The 18,790-nt window shown below is 58.9% G+C and carries 18 protein-coding genes; 7 read left to right on the top strand and 11 right to left on the bottom strand.

Annotated features, from left to right (window positions below; genetic code table 11):
- Positions 1-27: 27 nt before the first annotated feature.
- A complete protein-coding gene (gene proS, locus ACR0CE_RS06445; RefSeq protein WP_480537397.1) occupies positions 28-1,368 on the bottom strand; it encodes a proline--tRNA ligase in 1,341 nt (446 codons plus the stop codon).
- A 169-nt stretch (positions 1,369-1,537) separates the two neighbouring features.
- Here proS and ACR0CE_RS06440 point away from each other — a divergent pair, with 169 nt between their 5' ends.
- From ACR0CE_RS06440 to ACR0CE_RS06420, 5 genes are all read left to right on the top strand, one after another.
- A complete protein-coding gene (locus ACR0CE_RS06440; RefSeq protein WP_480831510.1) occupies positions 1,538-2,902 on the top strand; it encodes an FAD-dependent oxidoreductase in 1,365 nt (454 codons plus the stop codon).
- Positions 2,902-3,876: an isopenicillin N synthase family dioxygenase gene (locus ACR0CE_RS06435; RefSeq protein ID WP_480831509.1), complete on the top strand. Its 975-nt coding sequence runs from the start codon at positions 2,902-2,904 to the stop codon at positions 3,874-3,876. The genes ACR0CE_RS06440 and ACR0CE_RS06435 overlap by 1 nt, the downstream gene beginning before the upstream one ends.
- An 89-nt stretch (positions 3,877-3,965) precedes the next feature.
- A complete protein-coding gene (locus ACR0CE_RS06430) occupies positions 3,966-5,039 on the top strand; it encodes an AI-2E family transporter (RefSeq protein WP_480481940.1) in 1,074 nt (357 codons plus the stop codon).
- Positions 5,040-5,729 (top strand): HdaA/DnaA family protein, encoded by a 690-nt coding sequence (locus ACR0CE_RS06425; RefSeq protein ID WP_480481942.1) that lies wholly within the window; start codon positions 5,040-5,042, stop codon positions 5,727-5,729. It begins immediately after the preceding gene.
- Positions 5,730-5,778: 49 nt separating this feature from the next.
- Positions 5,779-7,323 carry a Ppx/GppA family phosphatase gene (locus ACR0CE_RS06420; protein ID WP_480481944.1) on the top strand — a complete coding sequence of 515 codons (1,545 nt, stop codon included), beginning with the start codon at positions 5,779-5,781 and terminating at the stop codon, positions 7,321-7,323.
- A 12-nt stretch (positions 7,324-7,335) separates the two neighbouring features.
- On the opposite strand, the gene ACR0CE_RS06415 is transcribed toward ACR0CE_RS06420, so the two are convergent.
- The 6 genes from ACR0CE_RS06415 to scpA all read right to left on the bottom strand — a co-directional run bounded on the left by ACR0CE_RS06415 (position 7,336) and on the right by scpA (position 12,797).
- Positions 7,336-7,710, bottom strand: coding sequence for a hypothetical protein (locus ACR0CE_RS06415; protein WP_267366000.1), 375 nt, complete (start codon positions 7,708-7,710; stop codon positions 7,336-7,338).
- Between the two features lie 37 nt (positions 7,711-7,747).
- Positions 7,748-8,749: an endonuclease/exonuclease/phosphatase family protein gene (locus ACR0CE_RS06410; protein ID WP_480831829.1), complete on the bottom strand. Its 1,002-nt coding sequence runs from the start codon at positions 8,747-8,749 to the stop codon at positions 7,748-7,750.
- A 4-nt stretch (positions 8,750-8,753) separates the two neighbouring features.
- Positions 8,754-9,434 (bottom strand): molecular chaperone DjiA, encoded by a 681-nt coding sequence (locus tag ACR0CE_RS06405; protein WP_267365678.1) that lies wholly within the window; start codon positions 9,432-9,434, stop codon positions 8,754-8,756.
- A 45-nt stretch (positions 9,435-9,479) separates the two neighbouring features.
- The gene (locus tag ACR0CE_RS06400; protein WP_480831507.1) at positions 9,480-9,968 is read right to left on the bottom strand and encodes an N-acetyltransferase family protein; all 489 of its coding nucleotides are present in this window, start codon (positions 9,966-9,968) and stop codon (positions 9,480-9,482) included.
- Positions 9,965-10,567 carry a VOC family protein gene (locus tag ACR0CE_RS06395; protein ID WP_480831505.1) on the bottom strand — a complete coding sequence of 201 codons (603 nt, stop codon included), beginning with the start codon at positions 10,565-10,567 and terminating at the stop codon, positions 9,965-9,967. Before ACR0CE_RS06395 ends, ACR0CE_RS06400 begins: the two co-directional genes overlap by 4 nt.
- Before the next feature lie 103 nt (positions 10,568-10,670).
- Positions 10,671-12,797, bottom strand: a complete 2,127-nt coding sequence (gene scpA, locus ACR0CE_RS06390) for a methylmalonyl-CoA mutase (RefSeq protein ID WP_480831503.1) — start codon at positions 12,795-12,797, stop codon at positions 10,671-10,673.
- A gap of 168 nt (positions 12,798-12,965) precedes the next feature.
- On the opposite strand from scpA, the gene ACR0CE_RS06385 reads away from it, so the two are divergent.
- Positions 12,966-13,412, top strand: coding sequence for a DUF4174 domain-containing protein (locus ACR0CE_RS06385; protein ID WP_267365674.1), 447 nt, complete (start codon positions 12,966-12,968; stop codon positions 13,410-13,412).
- 76 nt (positions 13,413-13,488) lie between these two features.
- Here the strand turns inward: ACR0CE_RS06385 and ACR0CE_RS06380 are convergent, their stop codons facing one another.
- Complete coding sequence (locus ACR0CE_RS06380) at positions 13,489-15,534, bottom strand: ATP-binding protein (protein ID WP_480537393.1); 2,046 nt, start codon at positions 15,532-15,534, stop codon at positions 13,489-13,491.
- A gap of 116 nt (positions 15,535-15,650) precedes the next feature.
- Positions 15,651-15,854: a hypothetical protein gene (locus ACR0CE_RS06375; protein ID WP_480831500.1), complete on the bottom strand. Its 204-nt coding sequence runs from the start codon at positions 15,852-15,854 to the stop codon at positions 15,651-15,653.
- A gap of 650 nt (positions 15,855-16,504) precedes the next feature.
- Between ACR0CE_RS06375 and ACR0CE_RS06370 the strand changes: the two genes are divergently transcribed.
- Positions 16,505-17,656 (top strand): DcaP family trimeric outer membrane transporter, encoded by a 1,152-nt coding sequence (locus ACR0CE_RS06370; protein ID WP_480582922.1) that lies wholly within the window; start codon positions 16,505-16,507, stop codon positions 17,654-17,656.
- Between the two features lie 86 nt (positions 17,657-17,742).
- Here the strand turns inward: ACR0CE_RS06370 and ACR0CE_RS06365 are convergent, their stop codons facing one another.
- A complete protein-coding gene (locus ACR0CE_RS06365; protein ID WP_480831499.1) occupies positions 17,743-18,096 on the bottom strand; it encodes a hypothetical protein in 354 nt (117 codons plus the stop codon).
- Positions 18,097-18,229: 133 nt separating this feature from the next.
- Positions 18,230-18,715 (bottom strand): DUF6497 family protein, encoded by a 486-nt coding sequence (locus ACR0CE_RS06360; protein WP_209504587.1) that lies wholly within the window; start codon positions 18,713-18,715, stop codon positions 18,230-18,232.
- Between the last annotated feature and the right edge of the window lie 75 nt (positions 18,716-18,790).

The following is an 18,790-nucleotide window of genomic DNA, read 5'->3' as shown; positions in this document are numbered from 1 at the left end:
CCGCTTCATGCAGCAACTGATGGTCGCTCAGGCGATCTGCTGGTAAATCTCAGCAACTTTGGTAACGGCCGCCTCGGGGCTCAGTTCCTCGCTTTCGCCGGTACGGCGGCAGGTCAGTTCAACCACACCATTCTTCAGACCACGCGGGCCAACCGTGATGCGCCAGGGCAGACCGATCAGGTCCATCGTGGCGAATTTGCCGCCTGCGCGTTCGTTGCGGTCGTCATAGAGCGGCTCCAGACCCAAAGCTGTCAGCGCCGTGTAGATCTTGTCACAGGCTGCATCGGCTTCTTCATCGCCCTGCTTGAGGTTGACGATACCGCAATGGAATGGGGTCACGCCCTCGGGCCAGATGATGCCCTTGTCGTCATGGCTGGCCTCGATGATTGCTCCTACAAGGCGGCTGACACCGATACCATGGCTGCCCATGTGAACCGGAACCGGTTTGCCATCCGGGCCTTGGACAGTCGCGCCCAAGGGATCGGAGTATTTGGTGCCAAAGTAAAAGATTTGACCCACCTCGATGCCACGCGCCACGCGGCGACGTTCTTCGGGGATCTGATTGAACAGCGCCTCGTCATGGGTTTCATCAGTGCGGGCGTATTTCGAAGTGAACTCTTCCAGAATGGCCTGACACTGTTCGCGGTTGTCATAATCGATGTCACGGTCGCCAAAGGTCAGGTCAGTGACAGCACTGTCATAGAAAACTTCGGATTCGCCGGTATCGGCCAGAACCAGGAACTCATGCGTGTCATCGCCACCGATGGGGCCGGAATCGGCGCGCATCGGAATCGCCTGAAGTCCCATCCGTTCATAAGTGCGCAGATAGCTGACCAGATGGCGGTTATAGGCGTGCAGCGCATCTTCCTTGGTCAGGTCGAAATTGTATCCGTCCTTCATGTAGAATTCACGGCCCCGCATCACGCCGAAACGCGGGCGGATTTCATCGCGAAACTTCCACTGGATCTGGTAGAGCGTCAGCGGCAGGTCTTTGTAGCTGTTCACGTGGCCGCGGAAGATATCGGTCACCAGTTCTTCGGCCGTGGGCGTGAACAGCATGTCCCGGTCATGCCGGTCCTTCATCCGCAGCATCTCCTGACCGTAATCGTCATAGCGCCCGGATTCACGCCACAGATCCGCCGACTGGATGATGGGCATCTGGATCGCGATGTGACCGGCCCGCGCCTGTTCCTCGTGGACGATGTTTTCCAGCTTGCGCAGCACTTTGAAGCCCAGCGGCAACCAGGAATAAATCCCGGCAGAGGCCTGCTTGATCATCCCTGCACGCAGCATCAGCCGGTGGCTGACAATCTGAGCCTCGGACGGGGTTTCCTTGAGAACGGGCAGAAAGTAACGGCTCAGGCGCATGGACGGACCTTCAAAGGTAAGAATTCGACTGGACAGGTGATTATGCCAAAGCCCCGCCGGGGGCAATCGCGCATTGGTGTTTTTCCGACCTTGCGGCAGTCGGTTTTTTGATTGACCCGCCAATCGGGAAACCCAATGGTAGCGGAAACGCAAATTCCATGAGGCGCTGATGCAAACCATTCAGGAACCCGCACGCCAAATCCCCGTCATTCATCAAACCGATGTCCTGGTCGTGGGCTCTGGCCCTGCCGGGTTGGCAGCGGCGCTTGCAGCGGCACGTGCGGGGGCCGAGGTATCTTTGATTGATCGGTTTGGCTGCATGGGTGGCAACATCACTGCCGTCGGCGTCGAAGGATTTGCCTGGTACCGGCACGAGCAAACCGTCGAGGCAGGTGGCATCGGGATGGAATTCGAGACCCGCGCCAAGGAGATGGGGGCCGCCGTTCCGGAAAGCCAGTCGCTGAGCTATGAGCTGGACAGCGAAGGCTTCAAACTGGTCGCCGACAAGCTGGTCGAAGAAGCGGGTGTGCATCCGATGTTGCATCGGCATTTCGTGGCCCCGATCCTGGAAGGCGACCGGATCACCGGCGTCATCACAGAATCCAAAGCCGGGCGCGAAGCGATTTTGGCCAAGGTCGTCATCGATGCCACCGGCGACGCGGATGTGGCCCATCGTTCGGGCGCGCCGACCCACAAAACTCCGCGCGAGGACATGATGGCGGCTTCGGTCATGTTCCATCTGGCGGGCGTAGATAAACGCGCCTTCATGGAAGGTGTGAAAGCTGACCCGCAGACCTACAAGGACTGGGGCGGTGGCGGAGAGTGGAACATTGAGACCTCGGGTAAAGAGGACGACATGTTCTCACCCTTCGTGCACAAACCGTTCCAGCAAGCAATCGATCAGGGGCTGATCCCGCCGCATCTGAACACCATCGCCGGCACCTGGGGCGCGATGCATGACACGGGCGAGCTGACATACATGAACCTCATCCATCTGGCCGAGGTTGACGGCACCGATCCCGACAGCCTGACGCGCGGCGAGATTGAAGGTCGCCGCCAGACCATGCTGGCCATCGAGGCGCTGCGACGGTTCATGCCCGGTTGCGAAAACGCACGTTTGCGGAATTTCGGTATGACCATCGGCATCCGCGACACCCGCAAGATCGACGCGGTCTACAACATGACCGAAAACGATGCCCGCCATCAGGGCCGGTTCGAGGATACGATCGGCATCTATCCCGAGTTCATCGACGGCTATGGCATTCTGATCCTGCCAACTACGGGGCGGTACATGCAAATTCCTTATCGTTCGATGCTGCCCAAGGGCATCAAAGGCCTGCTGGTTGCAGGACGGTCGCATGGCGCGGACCGGGTGGCACATGCCGCAACCCGAAACATGGCTTGTTGCGCGGTCATGGGTCAGGGCGCGGGCATCGCCGCTGCGGTCTCACTGAAAAGCAATCAGGAGCTGGACCAGCTGAATCTGGCACCGGTTCGCGCTGAATTGCAACGTCAGGGGGTGAGGATTCACTGATGGACAGTATCCCAACGATTGATATCGCGCCTTTGACTGCCCCGGGAACCGCAGCCTATGACGCGACGGTCCGAGACATCCTTGCGGCCTGTCAGGGGATCGGCTTTTTGTCGATCACCGGGACAGGCGTATCCCGGCAGACCGTGGATCAGGTACGCCAGATCACCCGAGAGATTTTTGCCGTCGATGACGCGCAAAAATGGGATCAGGCCATCACCCGCGCCAACTATCGCGGCTATATACCCATGGGGTTTTTCACACCCAATGATGGCTCGGGCAAGGCTGACAAGTACGAGGGGTACAAACTGCATCACGAGGTCGCAGCAGACGACCCGGTGCGTGAGGATTGCGCGTTATACGGGCCAAACCTCTGGCCCGACGGTGTACCCGGTGCGAAAGAGGTCATTCTGGGTTACTGGCGGCAACTGGATCGCGTCACCGATCTGTTGCTGGGCGCGTTAGAAGCAGGGTTGGATTTGAAAGCCGACTCGCTGCGCGGTGCATTCCGGGACCCGATGACCAACATGACCCTGTTGCATTACCCGCCTCAGGCCGAAGATGAGGCAGGCTATGGCATCCATCCGCACAAGGATACCGACGCCTTGACCATCATTGCCCCCGATCCGGTGGGCGGGCTTGAGGTGCAGACCCGCAGCGGTGGCTGGATCTCGCCCGATTGCCCGCCCAGTGGTTTCGTGGTGAATATCGGTGACATGCTGGAGCTGTGGTCGGGCGGGCGGTTGAAATCCACGCCCCATCGGGTTGTGAACCGGTCGGGGCGGGAACGGTACTCTTTTCCCTATTTCGCGGTGCCCCGTCACGACGTCGTCGTCGCGCCTTTGCTGCCACCCCTGCCCGGCTTTGACCGCCCGGCGGTTCATTGCGGGCACTGGTCGGCCGAGATTTGGCGCACCAACTGGCCCGATGAGACCGCCACCAAAGACACGCCTGAATTGGGAACCTTGCGCGGCTGACCCCTGCAAACCCAAGCGCCATGAACCGCTTGCATCATGGGCTTTGATGCGCCAAGAACACCTGCAAGGGCCTGAACAAGGGGATCGCCATGGCTTTGCCGGTTAAGGATCAGCTGAGATACTGGAGCATCGCCGCTGCGGTTTTCGCGTTGATCCTGTGGGCCCTTGGCGATGTCTTGTTGCCTTTTGTCATCGGTGGGGCCATTGCCTATTTTCTGGATCCGGTCGCTGACCGGCTGGAGCGGCTGGGCCTGTCGCGTATGGCCGCTACGGCGGTCATCACGGTCGTCGGTGTTCTGGGGTTTGTACTGGCAATTCTGATGGTGGTCCCTGCGCTGATCACCCAGTTGTTGGATCTTGTCGATGTACTGCCTGATCTGTTCAAACAGTTGCGCAGTTTCATAGAAAAACAGTTCCCGTCCTTGCTTGACCGGGAATCGAGCACGCACGCGATGCTGGTGTCCTTTGGCGAAACGCTGAAATCCAAGACCGGGGACGTTATGCAGACGGTGCTGTCCTCGCTGGGTTCCGCGATCAACATCGTTGTTCTGTTGGTCATTGTGCCGGTTGTGGCCGTCTACTTGCTGTTGGACTGGGATCGCATGACCGCCCGCATCGGAGAGCTGCTGCCACGTGACCACGCCCCCATCATCAGGCGGCTGGCGGGTGAGATCGACGCGGTTCTGGCCTCGTTCGTGCGCGGCATGGGAACGGTCTGCTTGATCCTTGGCACCTATTACGCGGTTGCACTAATGCTTGCTGGTCTGCAATTCGGTCTGATTGTGGGCTTTATCGCGGGCTTGGTCACGTTCATACCCTATCTGGGCGCCCTTATCGGAGGCTCGCTGGCCATTGGGCTTGCGCTGTTTCAGTTCTGGGGCGACTGGGCTCATATCGGGCTTATCGCGGGTATCTTTGCCATTGGGCAGGTCACCGAGGGCAATTTCCTGACACCCAAGCTGGTCGGCAGCTCTGTCGGGCTGCACCCGGTTTGGCTCCTGCTGGCCCTGTCGGTCTTTGGCGCGCTGTTCGGCTTCGTCGGCATGCTAATCGCTGTCCCGGTCGCCGCAGCATTGGGCGTGCTGGCCCGCTTTGCCACATCGCTATACCTCGACAGCAGATTGTACACTGGTCTTGAAGGTCTGGATCAGGAAACCGAGTAAATGGCCCGACAACTCAGCTTTGATCTGCCCGCCAAAACTGCGCTCGGGCGAGAGGATTTCTTTGTGTCACCGGCAAATGCGCTGGCGGTGGCAATGATCTCGGCCACGTCCTGGCCTGGCAACAAACTGGTGCTGAGCGGACCTGCCGGTGCGGGCAAAACCCATCTGGCCCATGTCTGGGCCGCTGAAACCGGCGGGCGTATCCTTCAGGCCAGCGACCTGCGATATGACGATGTGCCAGACCTGGCGCGTATGCCGATTGCGGTCGAAGACGTGCCTTTGATTGCCGGTGATCTCGAGCAGCAAAAAACGCTGTTCCACCTGCATAATCTAGTACTGGCCGAAGGGCACCCCCTGCTGATGACCGGCCGTCTTGCGCCCAAATTCTGGGCGTTGCCGCTGGCCGATCTGCAAAGCCGGGTCGAAGGCGCGCATCACGTCGCTCTGGACCCGCCCGACGACGCATTGCTGGGCGCGGTTCTTGCCAAGTTGTTTGTTGACAGGCAGCTCAACCCCGGCCCCGATGTCATCGCCTATCTTGTCAAGCATATGGACCGGCGGTTTGAAAGCGCAGCCGACGTAGTATCCCAACTGGACCAATTGGCCCTGGCGGAAAAACGCGACATCACACGCGCTCTGGCCATTCGCGTACTGAACACGGCCCCGGATGAGGTCGAGACCAATGATTGACCCGCTGACGTCAATTTCGCATCCTCAAAAAGAACAATCTGGAAGGCACATGGATCAGACCGTCGAAACCGATATCCCGGACTGGGGAACAATCGGAAAGCCTCTGTTTGACAAACCGGACGCACGGGCGCTGTCGCGCGTCGGGGTTGTCGATGTCGGGTCGAACTCGGTCCGGATGGTTATTTTCGACGGGGCGGCCCGATCACCGGCTTATTTCTACAATGAAAAGGTCATGTGCGAACTGGGGGCGGGCCTGTCCGAAACCGGACGGCTGAACCCGCGTGGCCGCGAACGCGCCCTGGCGGCATTGCGGCGCTTCCAGCACCTGGCAATGGATCTGGACTTGCCCGGTTTGCATGTTGTGGCCACCGCCGCTGTGCGAGAAGCCTCGGATGGGCCCGAGTTCTGCGATCAGGTGCAGGCTGAAACCGGTTTGCAGGTGGCCATCATTGACGGTGACGAAGAAGCCCGCCTGTCGGCACAGGGTGTCCTGTTGGGATGGCCCGGAGCTTATGGGCTGATCTGCGATATCGGCGGGTCGTCGATGGAATTGGCCGAAATCGGCGGTGGTCAGGTCGGCCGCCGAGTGACCTCGCCACTTGGGCCGCTGAAACTGCGCGACATCAAAGGCGGGCGGCGCGCGCGAAAAGCGCATATCAAGGAAACGATGGAGGATCTGCGCAATCAGATGGGCCAGCAGCGAGACCGTTTGTTTCTGGTCGGCGGCAGCTGGCGCGCCTTTGCGCGGCTGGACATGCTGCGGCGGGGCTATCCGCTGAACGTTCTGCATGAATACCGCATGACCACCAAACAGGTGCGCGAGACGATCAAATACATCGAAAAACACGATGGTGAAAAGCTGCGTGCTCAGGCGGGCGTGTCGAGCTCGCGCATGGCGCTTATCCCTTACGCGATGGATGTTCTGGCACGGCTGATCCGTACGTTCAAACCCAAAGATATCGCCATCTCAAGCTATGGTATCCGCGAGGGGTTGCTGTATGAGCAGATGCCGCAGGAAGTGCGCGACCGCGACCCGCTGATCGAAGCCAGCCGGTTCTCGGAAGCCAAGGACGCCCGCCTGCCGGGATTTGGCAGCAACCTCTATGATTTTGTCATCCCGCTGTTTAGATCGGCACCGCCCAGCAGAGTGCGCCTGATCAAGGCGGCCTGCCTGCTGCACGATGTAAGCTGGCGCGCGCATCCCGACTATCGGGCCGAGGTGTGTTTCGACAACGTCACGCGCGCCAATCTGGGTGGTTTGAAGCATTCCGAGCGTGTCTTCATCGGATTGGCACTGCAACACCGCTATCGCAACAAACGGGAAGGCAATCGGTTCTCTCGGCTTTACGAATTGCTGGATGAAAAAAGCCAGAAACAGGCCGAGATTTTGGGCAAGGCCATGCGGTTTGGCGCGATGCTGTGGATGCACAACGATGCCAATATGGGGCAGCTCAAGTTTTTCCCCAAAAAGCGAGAGCTGGAACTGTATCTGCCCGAGGCCGCAGCCCCCCTGTTCAGCGAAGTGGCAGAAGCCCGGTTAAGCGCCTTGGCAGCAGCGCTGAAATCTCAGACTCGCGTGATTGTCAAAGGCTGACATTTGAGCGGGTCAGATATCTGTAGGTCCTTCGGGCACCTCGATATCCCGCTTTTCAGGCTCAGATGGCTCTTGGGTCGGTTTTCTGCGGATAATGATATCGCCATTGGGCAGGATCTCGGGCGGCTCATAAACGCTCCAGTCCTTGACCTCAGCCGCCAGTTCAGCAAGCGCCGGGCCCATCTGCTGCAAGAATGACTGCATCGCCGGGCCAAGCTCTTCCGCCAGACCCAGCAAGTTTTCCAATGCCGGTTCCATTTCCTTGCGCAGACCTTCGAAAAACAGTTCGGCCCCCTGTTCCATCAGGGATTTTTCGCTGTCTTCCTGTGCCATTGCAGGCGCGGCAAGGAACACTGAGATCGTACTGATCAGCAAGATGCGTTTCATACCTGACATATAAGGCCCGTGTGGCAGGCTGGAAAGGTCACAGTTCAATATCAAGCGTGACCGGAAAATGATCGGAGGCCGTCAAAAGCGCCTGCCGCAATTCCGGTTCAGCCCAACAGGCGGCATCCTGAAACGGGTGCCAGATACGCCAGGACGGGCGATATGCTTGCAGGTCCGTGGTAATCATTATGTAATCCAGTAATGCGTCCAGAAATTTACCTTCTTCCGGGCGGGCAAAGCGCGCAGTGGCAGGCACCGGCCCGGGCCGAAACCTGTAGGCTGTGACGGCGTTCGGGTCGAACAATCCGGCTTGCAGCAACACCTCGACCGACGAGCGGCCAAAGAGGTGCTCAAACTCATCCAGCCCGGGGCCATCGTTCAGATCGCCCAGCAAAATGACGGGCTGTTTTTGCGCAACATGCCATTCGACGCGCCGTGCAAGCCAGATCGCTTGCGCCAGCTGTTTGCGGCGATTGGCAATCGAAATCCGGATCGCCTCATCCCGCGATTCGGCACCGTGCGGTGCCTTGGATTTCAGATGTGCCCCGATCAGACGGATGTTGTGCCCCGCTTGCGTCGTCACCGCCAGTTCCATCGGCGGTTTGGAGAACCGCACGACATCCTCGGTCGCATCAATGTCGAGGTCGATTTTGAATACACCATCGAACCGGGGGGCTGTGGTATCTGCAATATCTCCCTTGGGATCGTGGTGAACACTCAGCACCGTTCTGTCATAGAGCAATGCCAGTTCCTGATGCGTGTCGTTTGCATAGCCCATCACCGCATCAGACGTGCGCAAGCCGAACGCTTCGGCAAAGGCTTGCAGGGCCCGAACCGTGTTCTGGCGTCTGCCCGTGTTGGGCGCCTCGACGATTACAATCGCATCAGCGTCAATTGCGGTCAAAACCTTGGCAATCGCTTCGATTTGCTGCGCTTTGGTGACGTCGTGCCTGCCAGACCAGCTGTCATCGACGATCAGCCTGTCTTTCTGGTCAAACAGATTGGCGAACCATTCGATATTATAGGTCGCCAGCCGCATCTGATCAGGCCCGCGCGCCGTTGATTTCATCCCAGGCGCGATTGATGTCGATCATCTTTTTCTCGGCCAACCGGATCGCCTCTTCGGGGACACCCCGGGCCATCATGGCGTCGGGGTGCGTTTCCCGAACCAGCTGCCGCCAGACATTGCGAATGTCGGGCAGCGGCATGTCATGTGGAACGCCCAGAACCGTGTAAGGATCGTTTGGCGCATCCGGGACAAAACGCGCCCGCAGTGCTTTGAACTGCGCGTCGGTTTGCCCGAAAATCTGGCTGACATCTTCGAGAAATGCGTTTTCGTTCGGATGATAGAAACCATCCGCCATCGCGATGTGAAAAAGCCCCTCCATCAGGTCACACAGGGTTGTACTGTCTTCGGAAAACATGCGGGCAATTTTGCGGGCGTAGTCCTGATATCCCGCCACGTCCGTACGGGCCATGTTGAAGACGCGGGCTGCACCTTCCTCATCTTCGCGCGCGATCTGAAACACGTCGCGAAAGGCGGTGACCTCATCACGGGTCACCTGACCGTCTGCCTTGGCCATTTTGGCACCCAGTGCGATGACCGCAATCGTAAAGGCGACGGACCGTTCCGGTGGCGAGCGTAGTTTTTCAAAAACTGCGGTCAGGCTTTCGCCCTGGGCAAGCGCGCTGAGCGCATCGGATATGCGGGTCCAGATCGACATGACCGCACCCTAGCGTCACAATTCGGGACTGTCAGGTGCAACAGGTCATTCAGCACCAAGAATTTTCTGCATCAGCACAAGGTCCAGCCGCTGGCCGAACTTAAATCCGACTTCGGGCATCACCCCGACTTTCGAATAGCCAAGTGCGGCATGAAACGCCTCAGCCCCCGGATTGGCCGAGGATATGCCCGCGACCAGAACATGAACGCCTTGGGCTTGCGCGATTTCCTCCAGTTCTGACATCAACGCACGTCCCAGCCCTTTGCCCCACGCATTCGGTGACAGCTGGATCGTATGTTCGCAGGTTTGCGCATAACCGGGCCCGGTGCGGAAAGGGCCATATGTGGCAAAGCCGATAACGTGGCTGTCGTGCTCGGCAACCAGATAACCGGGCGCGCGTGCCTTGATATCTTCGGCAATCTGGGCGGCGCTGCGTTCGTCCGTCGTGAAAGTGACCAAAGTGTCCCGGATGATCGCATTGGTGATCCGGGCAATGGCTGGTGCATCTGACGCTGTGGCCGGGCGTATGTTCATTCCAGCACCCGAAGTCCATGAGGTGTCTCGATCTCTGCCTGCAAAGCGGCGGGGCCGGTATCGAACACCACATGATCCAGTTCACCCAGTTGACGGGCCAGTGTCAGGGCGTCGGGGTGGTAGACAACCAGACGCCGCAACCGGCACGCGCTGTCCTGCAACATGTTTGCCGGGTGCAGGTCGCCCTGCCATTCGATAAGGGCGGGAAACAGATTGTCGAACGGCAAACGCCCCGTTGGCGGAACCGCCATGCGCCATTGCAACGCGCCGCGGGTCAGGTCGATGGGCTCTCCGGTGCCATCGGGAAAGATCGACAGTGTGGCCTCGATATCCTCGACCCGGCATATCCAGTTCGTCAAACGCGGGCCGCCCTGAAAATTGTCCAGATCGAACCATCGCGGCCTACCCGGAGGCTGCGCCTGCGGATCGATGGCAATCGCTTCCAGATAGAGCCCGTCTCTGAGCCCCAGCAGCCTGTTATGTGTCCCGAATTTTTCGTGTTTCCCACCGGGTTGCAGTGCAACACCAAGCGCCTGTTCGATATGCGCAGACGCTTCTTCAAGCGTTTCGCCCGCGACGGCCAGATGATCGAGTAACATGTGCACCCTCCTGCGAAAACGACCGGACCCAAAGGGATCCGGCCGCATGTTTTCGCCATTGGCGCAGGATCACAAGAGCTTTCGTTGAAAGACTTGCCTTGTGTCAGGGCCGCGCTTCGCGGATCAGGCGCAGAATGTCCTGAGCGGCCTCGGGAATGTTGGTGCCCGGACCAAAGATAGCCTTGACCCCATGGTCATACAGGAACTGGTAATCCTGTTGCGGGATCACCCCACCACAGATCACGATGATATCGTCGGCCCCTGCTTTCTTCAGCTCTTCCACCAGCTGCGGTGCCAGTGTTTTATGCCCCGCCGCCTGTGAGGAAATGCCGACCACATGTACGTCATTGTCCACCGCGTCCTGCGCGGCCTCGGCAGGTGTCTGGAACAGCGGGCCAACGTCCACGTCGAACCCGATATCGGCAAAGGCCGTGGCGATAACCTTGGCACCGCGATCATGCCCGTCCTGCCCCATCTTGACCACCAGCAGACGGGGGCGGCGGCCCTCGGCCTCGGCAAAGTCCTCGATGGATTTCTGGATCGCGGCAAAGCCTTCGTCGCCTTCATAAGCAGCGCCATAGACACCGGCCAGGGTTTTCACCTCGGCGCGATGGCGGCCGAATTCTTTCTCCATTGCCATGCTGATCTCTCCTACGGATGCACGGGCGCGGGCGGCTTCGACCGCAGCGGCCAGCAGGTTTCCGCCCTCCTGGGCGGTCTTGGTCAGGGCGTCCAGCGCGGCTTGGCACGCGGCTTCATCACGGGTTGCGCGAATGCGTTCCAGCCGCGCCACTTGCGCCTCGCGCACGGCGACGTTGTCGACATCCAGAATGTCGATCGGGTCTTCCTGTTCCTTGCGGTACTTGTTGACGCCGACGATCACTTCGTCGCCCCGGTCGATCATGGCCTGACGGCGGGCTGCGCTTTCCTCGATCCGCAGCTTGGGCATACCCGAGGCAACCGCCTTGGTCATGCCACCCATCTCCTCGACCTCTTGCATCAGGGCCCAGGCTTTTTCGACCAGTTCATTGGTCAGGCTTTCGACATAGTAGGAACCGGCCAGCGGATCGACCACATCAGTTACACCGGTTTCTTCCTGAAGCACGAGCTGTGTGTTCCGCGCGATGCGGGCCGAAAAATCGGTGGGCAGCGCAATTGCCTCGTCCAGAGCATTTGTATGCAACGATTGGGTGCCACCCAGAACTGCGCTCATCGCTTCATAGGCGGTGCGGATAACATTGTTGTAAGGGTCCTGTTCCTGAAGCGAAACGCCGGAAGTCTGGCAATGGGTGCGCAGCATTTTCGACCGTTCGGACTTTGCCCCGAACTCGGTCATTACCCGGTGCCATAGCGTGCGAGCGGCGCGCAGTTTGGCGATCTCCATGAAGAAATTCATGCCGATGGCAAAGAAGAACGACAAACGGCCCGCGAACTTGTCCACGTCCATCCCGGCCTCAGTCGCGGCACGGACGTATTCACGCCCATCAGCCAGCGTATAGGCCAGTTCCTGTACAAGGTTCGCCCCGGCCTCTTGCATGTGATAGCCCGAGATCGAGATCGAGTTGAACTTGGGCATCTCGTTCGACGTGTATTCGATGATGTCCGAGATGATCTTCATCGACGGTTCAGGCGGGTAGATATAGGTGTTGCGCACCATGAATTCTTTCAGAATGTCGTTCTGAATGGTGCCGGACAGGACAGATTTGTCGTGACCCTGTTCTTCACCCGCAACAATGAAACTGGCCAGGATCGGAACAACCGCGCCGTTCATGGTCATCGAGACCGAGACCTTGTCGAGCGGGATGCCATCGAACAGTATTTTCATATCTTCGACACTGTCGATGGCAACACCTGCCTTACCGACATCGCCCACAACGCGCGGGTGATCACTGTCATAGCCGCGATGTGTCGCCAGATCGAAGGCAACCGAAACGCCCTGCTGGCCTGCTGCCAGATTGCGTCGGTAGAACGCGTTCGATTCCTCGGCGGTCGAAAAGCCCGCATACTGGCGGATCGTCCATGGACGCCCGGCATACATAGTGGCCTTGACACCGCGGGTAAACGGGCCAAACCCCGGCAAAGACCCCATATGCGGCAGATCGGCGGTGTCTTCCTGGGTGTAAAGCGGTTTGACCGCGATACCTTCCAGCGTTTCCTTGGTCAGGTCGCCCAACGGACGTCCGCGCAGCTCTTTCTCGGCAAGCGCTTTCCAGTCCTTTGTGTCGGTCATTTCGATTTCCTCTCGTCAATACGGATGGCGGTCGCTGAAAGCGTCCGCGCCAAGGTCCTGCACTTGGCCTGTTCTTTCAGGCACAAGCGCGAAAATGTGGTCACCCGGCACAAATCGCCGGTCGCAATCGCGGGCACAGGGGCTATATTCGAAAGAACAGGAGGCCACATGACACGCACGCTTGCCTTTGTTTTCTCGGCACTAATCCCTCTGGCCGCCTTGGCGGCAGACGGAACCGCGCCGTCTGATGACAGTTTTGTCCGCCCGGTGGGTGAAAGTGAACTCAGCGAATTTTTGTGGGTCAAACGCCCCATTGTGGTTTTCGCTGACACGCCTGCCGATCCGCGGTTCCAGCAGCAGATCGATATGCTTGTCGCAGAAGAAGCAGCCATGCGCGACCGTGATGTCATCGTGCTGACAGACACGGACCCGTCTGCCCGGTCTCCGATCCGGACCAAGCTGCGGCCGCGTGGCTTCCAGATGGTGTTCGTCGACAAGGACGGCGTGGTCAAACTGCGCAAACCCAGCCCGTGGAGCGTGCGTGAGATTGGCAGGTCTATCGACAAGACCCCCCTGCGCGAACGCGAGATTCGCGAACGGCGCGAAGGGGGCTGAACGCTTTCGCCATGTCCAAAGGCCCCGGCGCGATGCGCTGGAAACGTTGGAATGTATGTCGAAAGCGCCAACATGGTCACTCGAACTCGATGATCACGTCGTCCACAGCAAGGCTGTCACCGGGGCCTGCATTGACCTTGGCCACCACGCCCCTCTTTTCGGCGCGCAGGATGTTTTCCATCTTCATCGCTTCAATTGTGCAAAGCGCCTGACCTTCCTGCACTTCCTGCCCCACTTCGACATTGACCTTCACGACAAGGCCAGGCATCGGACAGAGCAGCAATTTCGAGGTATCTGGTGGCAGTTTTTCCGGCATCAGCTTGGCCAGTTCCGCCTGCCGTGGGCGGCGCACATGCACTTTCAAGTCCGCGCCGCGGTTGCGAACGCGGAAACCGCCCGAGACCTTGCCGATTTTCAGAACCAGCGGGCTTCCATCCACGTCCAGAACCGCCAGTTGATCGCCCGGTGTCCAGTCCGAGGCGACACGCAAGGACGGTCCGTCCTCAAACTTGACCGTTGACCCCTCTTTGTCGGCATTGACCTGCACGGCGAAATCCTGCCCCTGCAATGTCACAACCCAGCGCTTGCCTACTTTGCGTTCGTGATTGTCCATCCGGCCCGACACGCGGGTGCGCCGGATTTCGGCGACGCGGTGCATGGCCGCGCAGGACGCAGCAATCCGGCGCAGATCCACTTCGGGCAACGTGACGCCCTCGAACCCGTCTGGATATTCTTCAGCGATAAAGGCCGTTGTCATGTCACCGCTGACAAATTTTGGGTGATCCATCACTGCCGACAGGAACGGCAAGTTGTGACCGATGCCTTCCACTTCGAAACTGTCCAGCGCCACGCGCATCGCCTCGATTGCTTTTTCGCGGGTCGGCGCCCAAGTGCAGAGCTTGGCGATCATCGGATCGTAATACATGCTGATCTCGCCGCCCTCGTAGACGCCGGTATCGTTGCGCACGGCGGTTTCACCATCGGGTGCTTCACCCTGCCATTTGCCGTTGACCAGCAACGGACCGGCCGCGGTTTCCTGCGGTGGGCGATACCGGGTCAGACGACCGATCGACGGCAGGAAGTTGCGATACGGGTCTTCCGCATACAGACGGTTTTCAATCGCCCAGCCGGTCAGGGTCACGTCATCCTGCGTTATCGAAAGCTTTTCACCCGCTGCAACGCGGATCATCTGCTCGACCAGATCGACGCCAGTGATCAGTTCCGTAACAGGGTGTTCCACCTGCAGGCGCGTGTTCATTTCGAGGAAGTAGAAATTCTTGTTTCCGTCCACGATGAACTCGACCGTACCTGCACTTGCGTAGTTCACGGCCTTGGCCAGAGCGACAGCCTGTTCACCCATCGCCTTGCGGGTTTCAGGATCAAGGAAGGGTGACGGTGCCTCTTCCACCACTTTCTGGTTCCGGCGCTGGATCGAGCATTCACGCTCGCCCAGGTAGATGCCATTTCCGTGACTGTCGCACAGAACCTGAATTTCGATATGGCGCGGTTGGGTTACGAATTTTTCGATGAAGATCCGGTCATCTCCGAACGAGTTTGCGGCTTCGTTCTTGGACGACTGAAAGCCTTCGCGCGCCTCTTCATCGCTCCACGCGATGCGCATACCCTTGCCACCACCACCGGCGCTGGCCTTGATCATGACCGGATAACCGATGTCGTTCGAGATCCTGACCGCCTCGTCCGTGTCTTCGATCAGCCCCATGTAACCCGGAACCGTCGAAACTCCGGCCTCCTGTGCGATCTTCTTCGACGTGATCTTGTCGCCCATGCTTTCGATTGCACCGACAGGGGGGCCGACAAAGGCAACACCTTCGGCCTCGAGCGCCTCGGCGAATTTCGAGTTCTCCGACAGGAAGCCATAGCCGGGATGAACCGCCTGCGCACCGCTTTGACGGATGGCATCCATGACCTTGTCGATCACAATGTAGGACTGGTTCGCCGGGGGCGGACCGATATGCACGGCTTCGTCGGCCATCGACACATGCAGCGCGTTCTTGTCCGCGTCCGAATAAATGGCAACGGTGCCGATACCCATCTTGCGGGCGGTCTTGATGACCCGGCAGGCGATCTCGCCCCGGTTGGCGATCAGGATCTTATTGAACATGAAACGTCCTTTGGCTTGGTGTTCCGGAAACGCAAAACGCCGCCGCAGGGTACGATCCCCACGACGGCGTGATGCGCAATGATGGCTGAGGCGCCAGGCGCCCCGAAGGATATGCGTTAGTTACAGGTGTTCTGTGTCTTGCAGTACAGCACGTTGCCCGCTGCACCGACGGCCGCGCCAAACAGCGGGTCGGCATTGAGGACCGCGGCCCCCACAGCCCCGGCACCACCGCCGAGGAGTGCCTGTTCGCCCGTGGTGTCACCGCACGCGGCCAGACCCGCATAGGTCGCCGCAACAAGGATGAGTTTCGAGAATCGCATTGTGTCTGCCCTTTTAGGTTTCTTGGTTCCTTTGGGATCAGATGCGCGAAATGGGGCCTGTTATTCAATATCAATGCAGCTGCAGGCAGGTTTTGTGCAGGTTTTCGCTTCTCTTTGGCCGTGGAGGCCAAAAAGAAAAACGCGGACAGGTCTATGTGGGGAACACAAGCCTGCCCGCGCAAGGAAGGGGTACGGAATAGTAGGTGCATGTGCGGCGCAGGCAAAGTAGAGCCGCACGGCCCATTCAGTTTGCACGGCACAATCTGTTGAGCAAACACAGTATTGTTTCCCCGGGACAACTCGGCTGGTTTCTGCCCAAGCCGCAAAATGGCGCGCAACTTCGTGCCGACAGCATTCAAGTGAAATACCAGCGCGACAGACCCGTTCACCGTCACAGTTTCGTTACAAAACGGACCGCTTCCGATGTTTTCTGCAGTTGCAGCATCACGAATCGCCGCCACTCCACCGGCGAAGGAATTACGGCGCAGCAGCGCGTTAGATGACAGGTTCAAGACGCCGTGATTCAAGGAGCCAAAAAAGGCACATTTTCTTGAGAAATCAGTCGGTTCAATTCTCTTTCTCGTGATTTCCAAAGATTTCTGCTGCGTGAAACGGTCCTTGGGCACACTCGCACTCAAAGGAACACCCACATGACTATGACTAGAAAAAAGGCACTCCTGCTCGCTGCCTCTGCGCTCAGTGTGACCGGCACGTTTGCTTTCGCTCAGGACGCCCAGACTCAAGCCGAACTCGACGCTTTGCGCGCCCGGGTCGAGGCGCTGGAAGCCGCCAAAAGCAGCCCCGCCAACGGAGATTTCCGCATCGGCAACACCGTTCTGGACGTTTACGGATACGTGAAGGCCGATTTCTTCTATGACTTCGACTACGATCAGGGGGATACGGCGTTCGTGAATGTTATCGGTGAACCCTCGGCCGCAACCGACGGCACCTTCGGGGCAACCGTTCGCCAATCGCGGATCGGACTGCGCACCACCACCCCAAGCGGGATCGGTGACATTGGCGGACAGCTTGAGCTTGACCTGTTCGGTTCCGGCGGCACGGCTGAATTGCGCATTCGCCATGCCAACATCACCATCGGCGATCAGTTCCTGATTGGTCAGTACTGGACCAACTTCCAACCATTGGACACCTACCCGACCACTGTCGAATTCAACGGCCCGGTGGGTATCGCATTCGCTCGTGTCCCACAGCTGAGATACACCGGACAGCTTGGCAGCAATGCACAGTTTGCGGTCTCGATCGAAGAGAACGTCAGCGGGTCGAATTCCGATGATCCCGTCCTGACGGCCTCGGCGGAATATAACGACGGTACGTACATTGCCCGTGGTGCCGTTTTGTACGGTAAAGCCAATTCCGGCAATGTCGAAGTGGATCAAACCGGCTTTACGCTTTCCGGCGGCATCCGCCCCTGGCAAGGCGGGTTGTTCCAGGTCAACTACGTCACGGGTGAGGCGCTTGGCCCGTACCTGATCGGTCTCGGCGATGCCATTGTCGGTGGGCAGGCCAACGATGTGGATGGCTATACCGTGGAATTCAGGCAGGACATCGGTGCAAAATGGAATGTCGGCATTGCTTACGGTCGTGAAGACTATGATCTGCCGACCTCGACCGGCACGCTGTCCTTCACCGAGCTGGAAACGATCCATGTCAACGCGTTCTACAAGGCGACAGACAGTCTGACGCTCAGCGCCGAATACATCTATGGCGAGCGGAATGACGCGCCCACCGGCAGAACCTTTGACGGCAGCCGCGTTCAGCTTGCGGCCCAGTTGAACTTCTGAGACCACACATACATCCTGCCCGGTTTCGGGCAGGATCTTCCCGAAACCGGCAGGGATTGGATTATGTGCGGCTGCGAGTGTCACAATCAGTCCATCCCGTCGATGATGTCCGGGAAGGATGCGCGCGCAGCGTTTACGTCGATAACGAGCAAGGCATCATAACTGGCCGGATCAAAGGGATCTTCTGCCGGGATGACTTCGCGCCCGAACAGCCAGCTCAAACGCCCCGCATCCAGATTGCCCCGTTCGAACGGCTGGTCGCCGAAATGGGCCCAAAGGGCCTCCATGAACGCAATATCAGCGCGCCTGTCCGCAGGTTTACGGTCCCGAAACCGCTCGCGCCGCGTTAACGGTGTAGCGCCCTTTGGGTTGGCGCGACGAATGGTGAACTGAAAGTCAGTGCCTGAAAGGCGACCGGGGAAACCACGATGCTTCAGCATGAAAGGCCCTCTTGTGTCAAACTTGCAGACAAAAGCAATTCGAGCCCGAAAAGGGATGGGGTCATGATGCGCACCTCCAAAGCCGCACAGTTGGTCTGAGACGCTTTGTACTCATGGATTCCTGCGGTCATGGTCAAAGCCCCTCCCAGATACACTGGGACTGCTCCAGCCGGTAGGCCTCAAAAAACTGGGTCGCATCAGGGGCGGCATCACCAAACTCTACCGGGCGATCGGACAAAGAGATCACGACCCGCGCCGGATGCAATTCATGCTGCGCGACATATGGAACGGCCAGAATCTGGCACAGATGCTCCATATCCTTCGACGCAACATCATACCCGATCCGTCCCACTGACGCGCCAATTCTGGGCGCGATAAAGCGAAAGCGCAGCCAAAGCTCGCCGGGATTGTTGTCCAGCAGGACATCGCTCAGTTGCACTGGCTGGCCCGACGGAACCGGCAGCAAAGTATCGGAGTCTGCAAAAGCAGGATGGCTGAAGGCGAGAGCAACCAGACAAATGGCGCGACCCCGGACCCACCAGCGGCGAGCTCCTCCTTCCGGGGTCGCGCGCGCAGTACGATTGGTCTGCGCGGTTCTATGTCTGACGGGTCGGATCATTCAACTATTTGCCGGTTTTTGTCAATTCCGCCTCAATTTGAGGGCGTTTTAGTCTCAGAGCCGCTGTGGCAGTCT

It is taken from the genome of Ruegeria sp. L11, assembly GCF_056531755.1.
Note: the sequence above shows the minus strand (reverse complement) of the source record. Positions and strands in the feature narration are given on the sequence as shown.

What these genes read in the sequence shown, in the direction of transcription:
- ACR0CE_RS06360 (WP_209504587.1), bottom strand. Translation starts at nt 18,715, where the DNA reads ATGATCCGACCCGTCAGACATAGAACCGCGCAGACCAATCGTACTGCG.
- ACR0CE_RS06365 (WP_480831499.1), bottom strand. Translation starts at nt 18,096, where the DNA reads ATGCTGAAGCATCGTGGTTTCCCCGGTCGCCTTTCAGGCACTGACTTT.
- ACR0CE_RS06420 (WP_480481944.1), top strand. Translation starts at nt 5,779, where the DNA reads ATGGATCAGACCGTCGAAACCGATATCCCGGACTGGGGAACAATCGGA.
- ACR0CE_RS06410 (WP_480831829.1), bottom strand. Translation starts at nt 8,749, where the DNA reads ATGCGGCTGGCGACCTATAATATCGAATGGTTCGCCAATCTGTTTGAC.
- ACR0CE_RS06375 (WP_480831500.1), bottom strand. Translation starts at nt 15,854, where the DNA reads ATGCGATTCTCGAAACTCATCCTTGTTGCGGCGACCTATGCGGGTCTG.
- ACR0CE_RS06370 (WP_480582922.1), top strand. Translation starts at nt 16,505, where the DNA reads ATGACTATGACTAGAAAAAAGGCACTCCTGCTCGCTGCCTCTGCGCTC.
- ACR0CE_RS06405 (WP_267365678.1), bottom strand. Translation starts at nt 9,434, where the DNA reads ATGTCGATCTGGACCCGCATATCCGATGCGCTCAGCGCGCTTGCCCAG.
- ACR0CE_RS06400 (WP_480831507.1), bottom strand. Translation starts at nt 9,968, where the DNA reads ATGAACATACGCCCGGCCACAGCGTCAGATGCACCAGCCATTGCCCGG.
- ACR0CE_RS06430 (WP_480481940.1), top strand. Translation starts at nt 3,966, where the DNA reads ATGGCTTTGCCGGTTAAGGATCAGCTGAGATACTGGAGCATCGCCGCT.
- ACR0CE_RS06425 (WP_480481942.1), top strand. Translation starts at nt 5,040, where the DNA reads ATGGCCCGACAACTCAGCTTTGATCTGCCCGCCAAAACTGCGCTCGGG.
- proS (WP_480537397.1), bottom strand. Translation starts at nt 1,368, where the DNA reads ATGCGCCTGAGCCGTTACTTTCTGCCCGTTCTCAAGGAAACCCCGTCC.
- ACR0CE_RS06440 (WP_480831510.1), top strand. Translation starts at nt 1,538, where the DNA reads ATGCAAACCATTCAGGAACCCGCACGCCAAATCCCCGTCATTCATCAA.
- ACR0CE_RS06435 (WP_480831509.1), top strand. Translation starts at nt 2,902, where the DNA reads ATGGACAGTATCCCAACGATTGATATCGCGCCTTTGACTGCCCCGGGA.
- ACR0CE_RS06395 (WP_480831505.1), bottom strand. Translation starts at nt 10,567, where the DNA reads ATGTTACTCGATCATCTGGCCGTCGCGGGCGAAACGCTTGAAGAAGCG.
- ACR0CE_RS06415 (WP_267366000.1), bottom strand. Translation starts at nt 7,710, where the DNA reads ATGAAACGCATCTTGCTGATCAGTACGATCTCAGTGTTCCTTGCCGCG.
- ACR0CE_RS06380 (WP_480537393.1), bottom strand. Translation starts at nt 15,534, where the DNA reads ATGTTCAATAAGATCCTGATCGCCAACCGGGGCGAGATCGCCTGCCGG.
- ACR0CE_RS06385 (WP_267365674.1), top strand. Translation starts at nt 12,966, where the DNA reads ATGACACGCACGCTTGCCTTTGTTTTCTCGGCACTAATCCCTCTGGCC.
- scpA (WP_480831503.1), bottom strand. Translation starts at nt 12,797, where the DNA reads ATGACCGACACAAAGGACTGGAAAGCGCTTGCCGAGAAAGAGCTGCGC.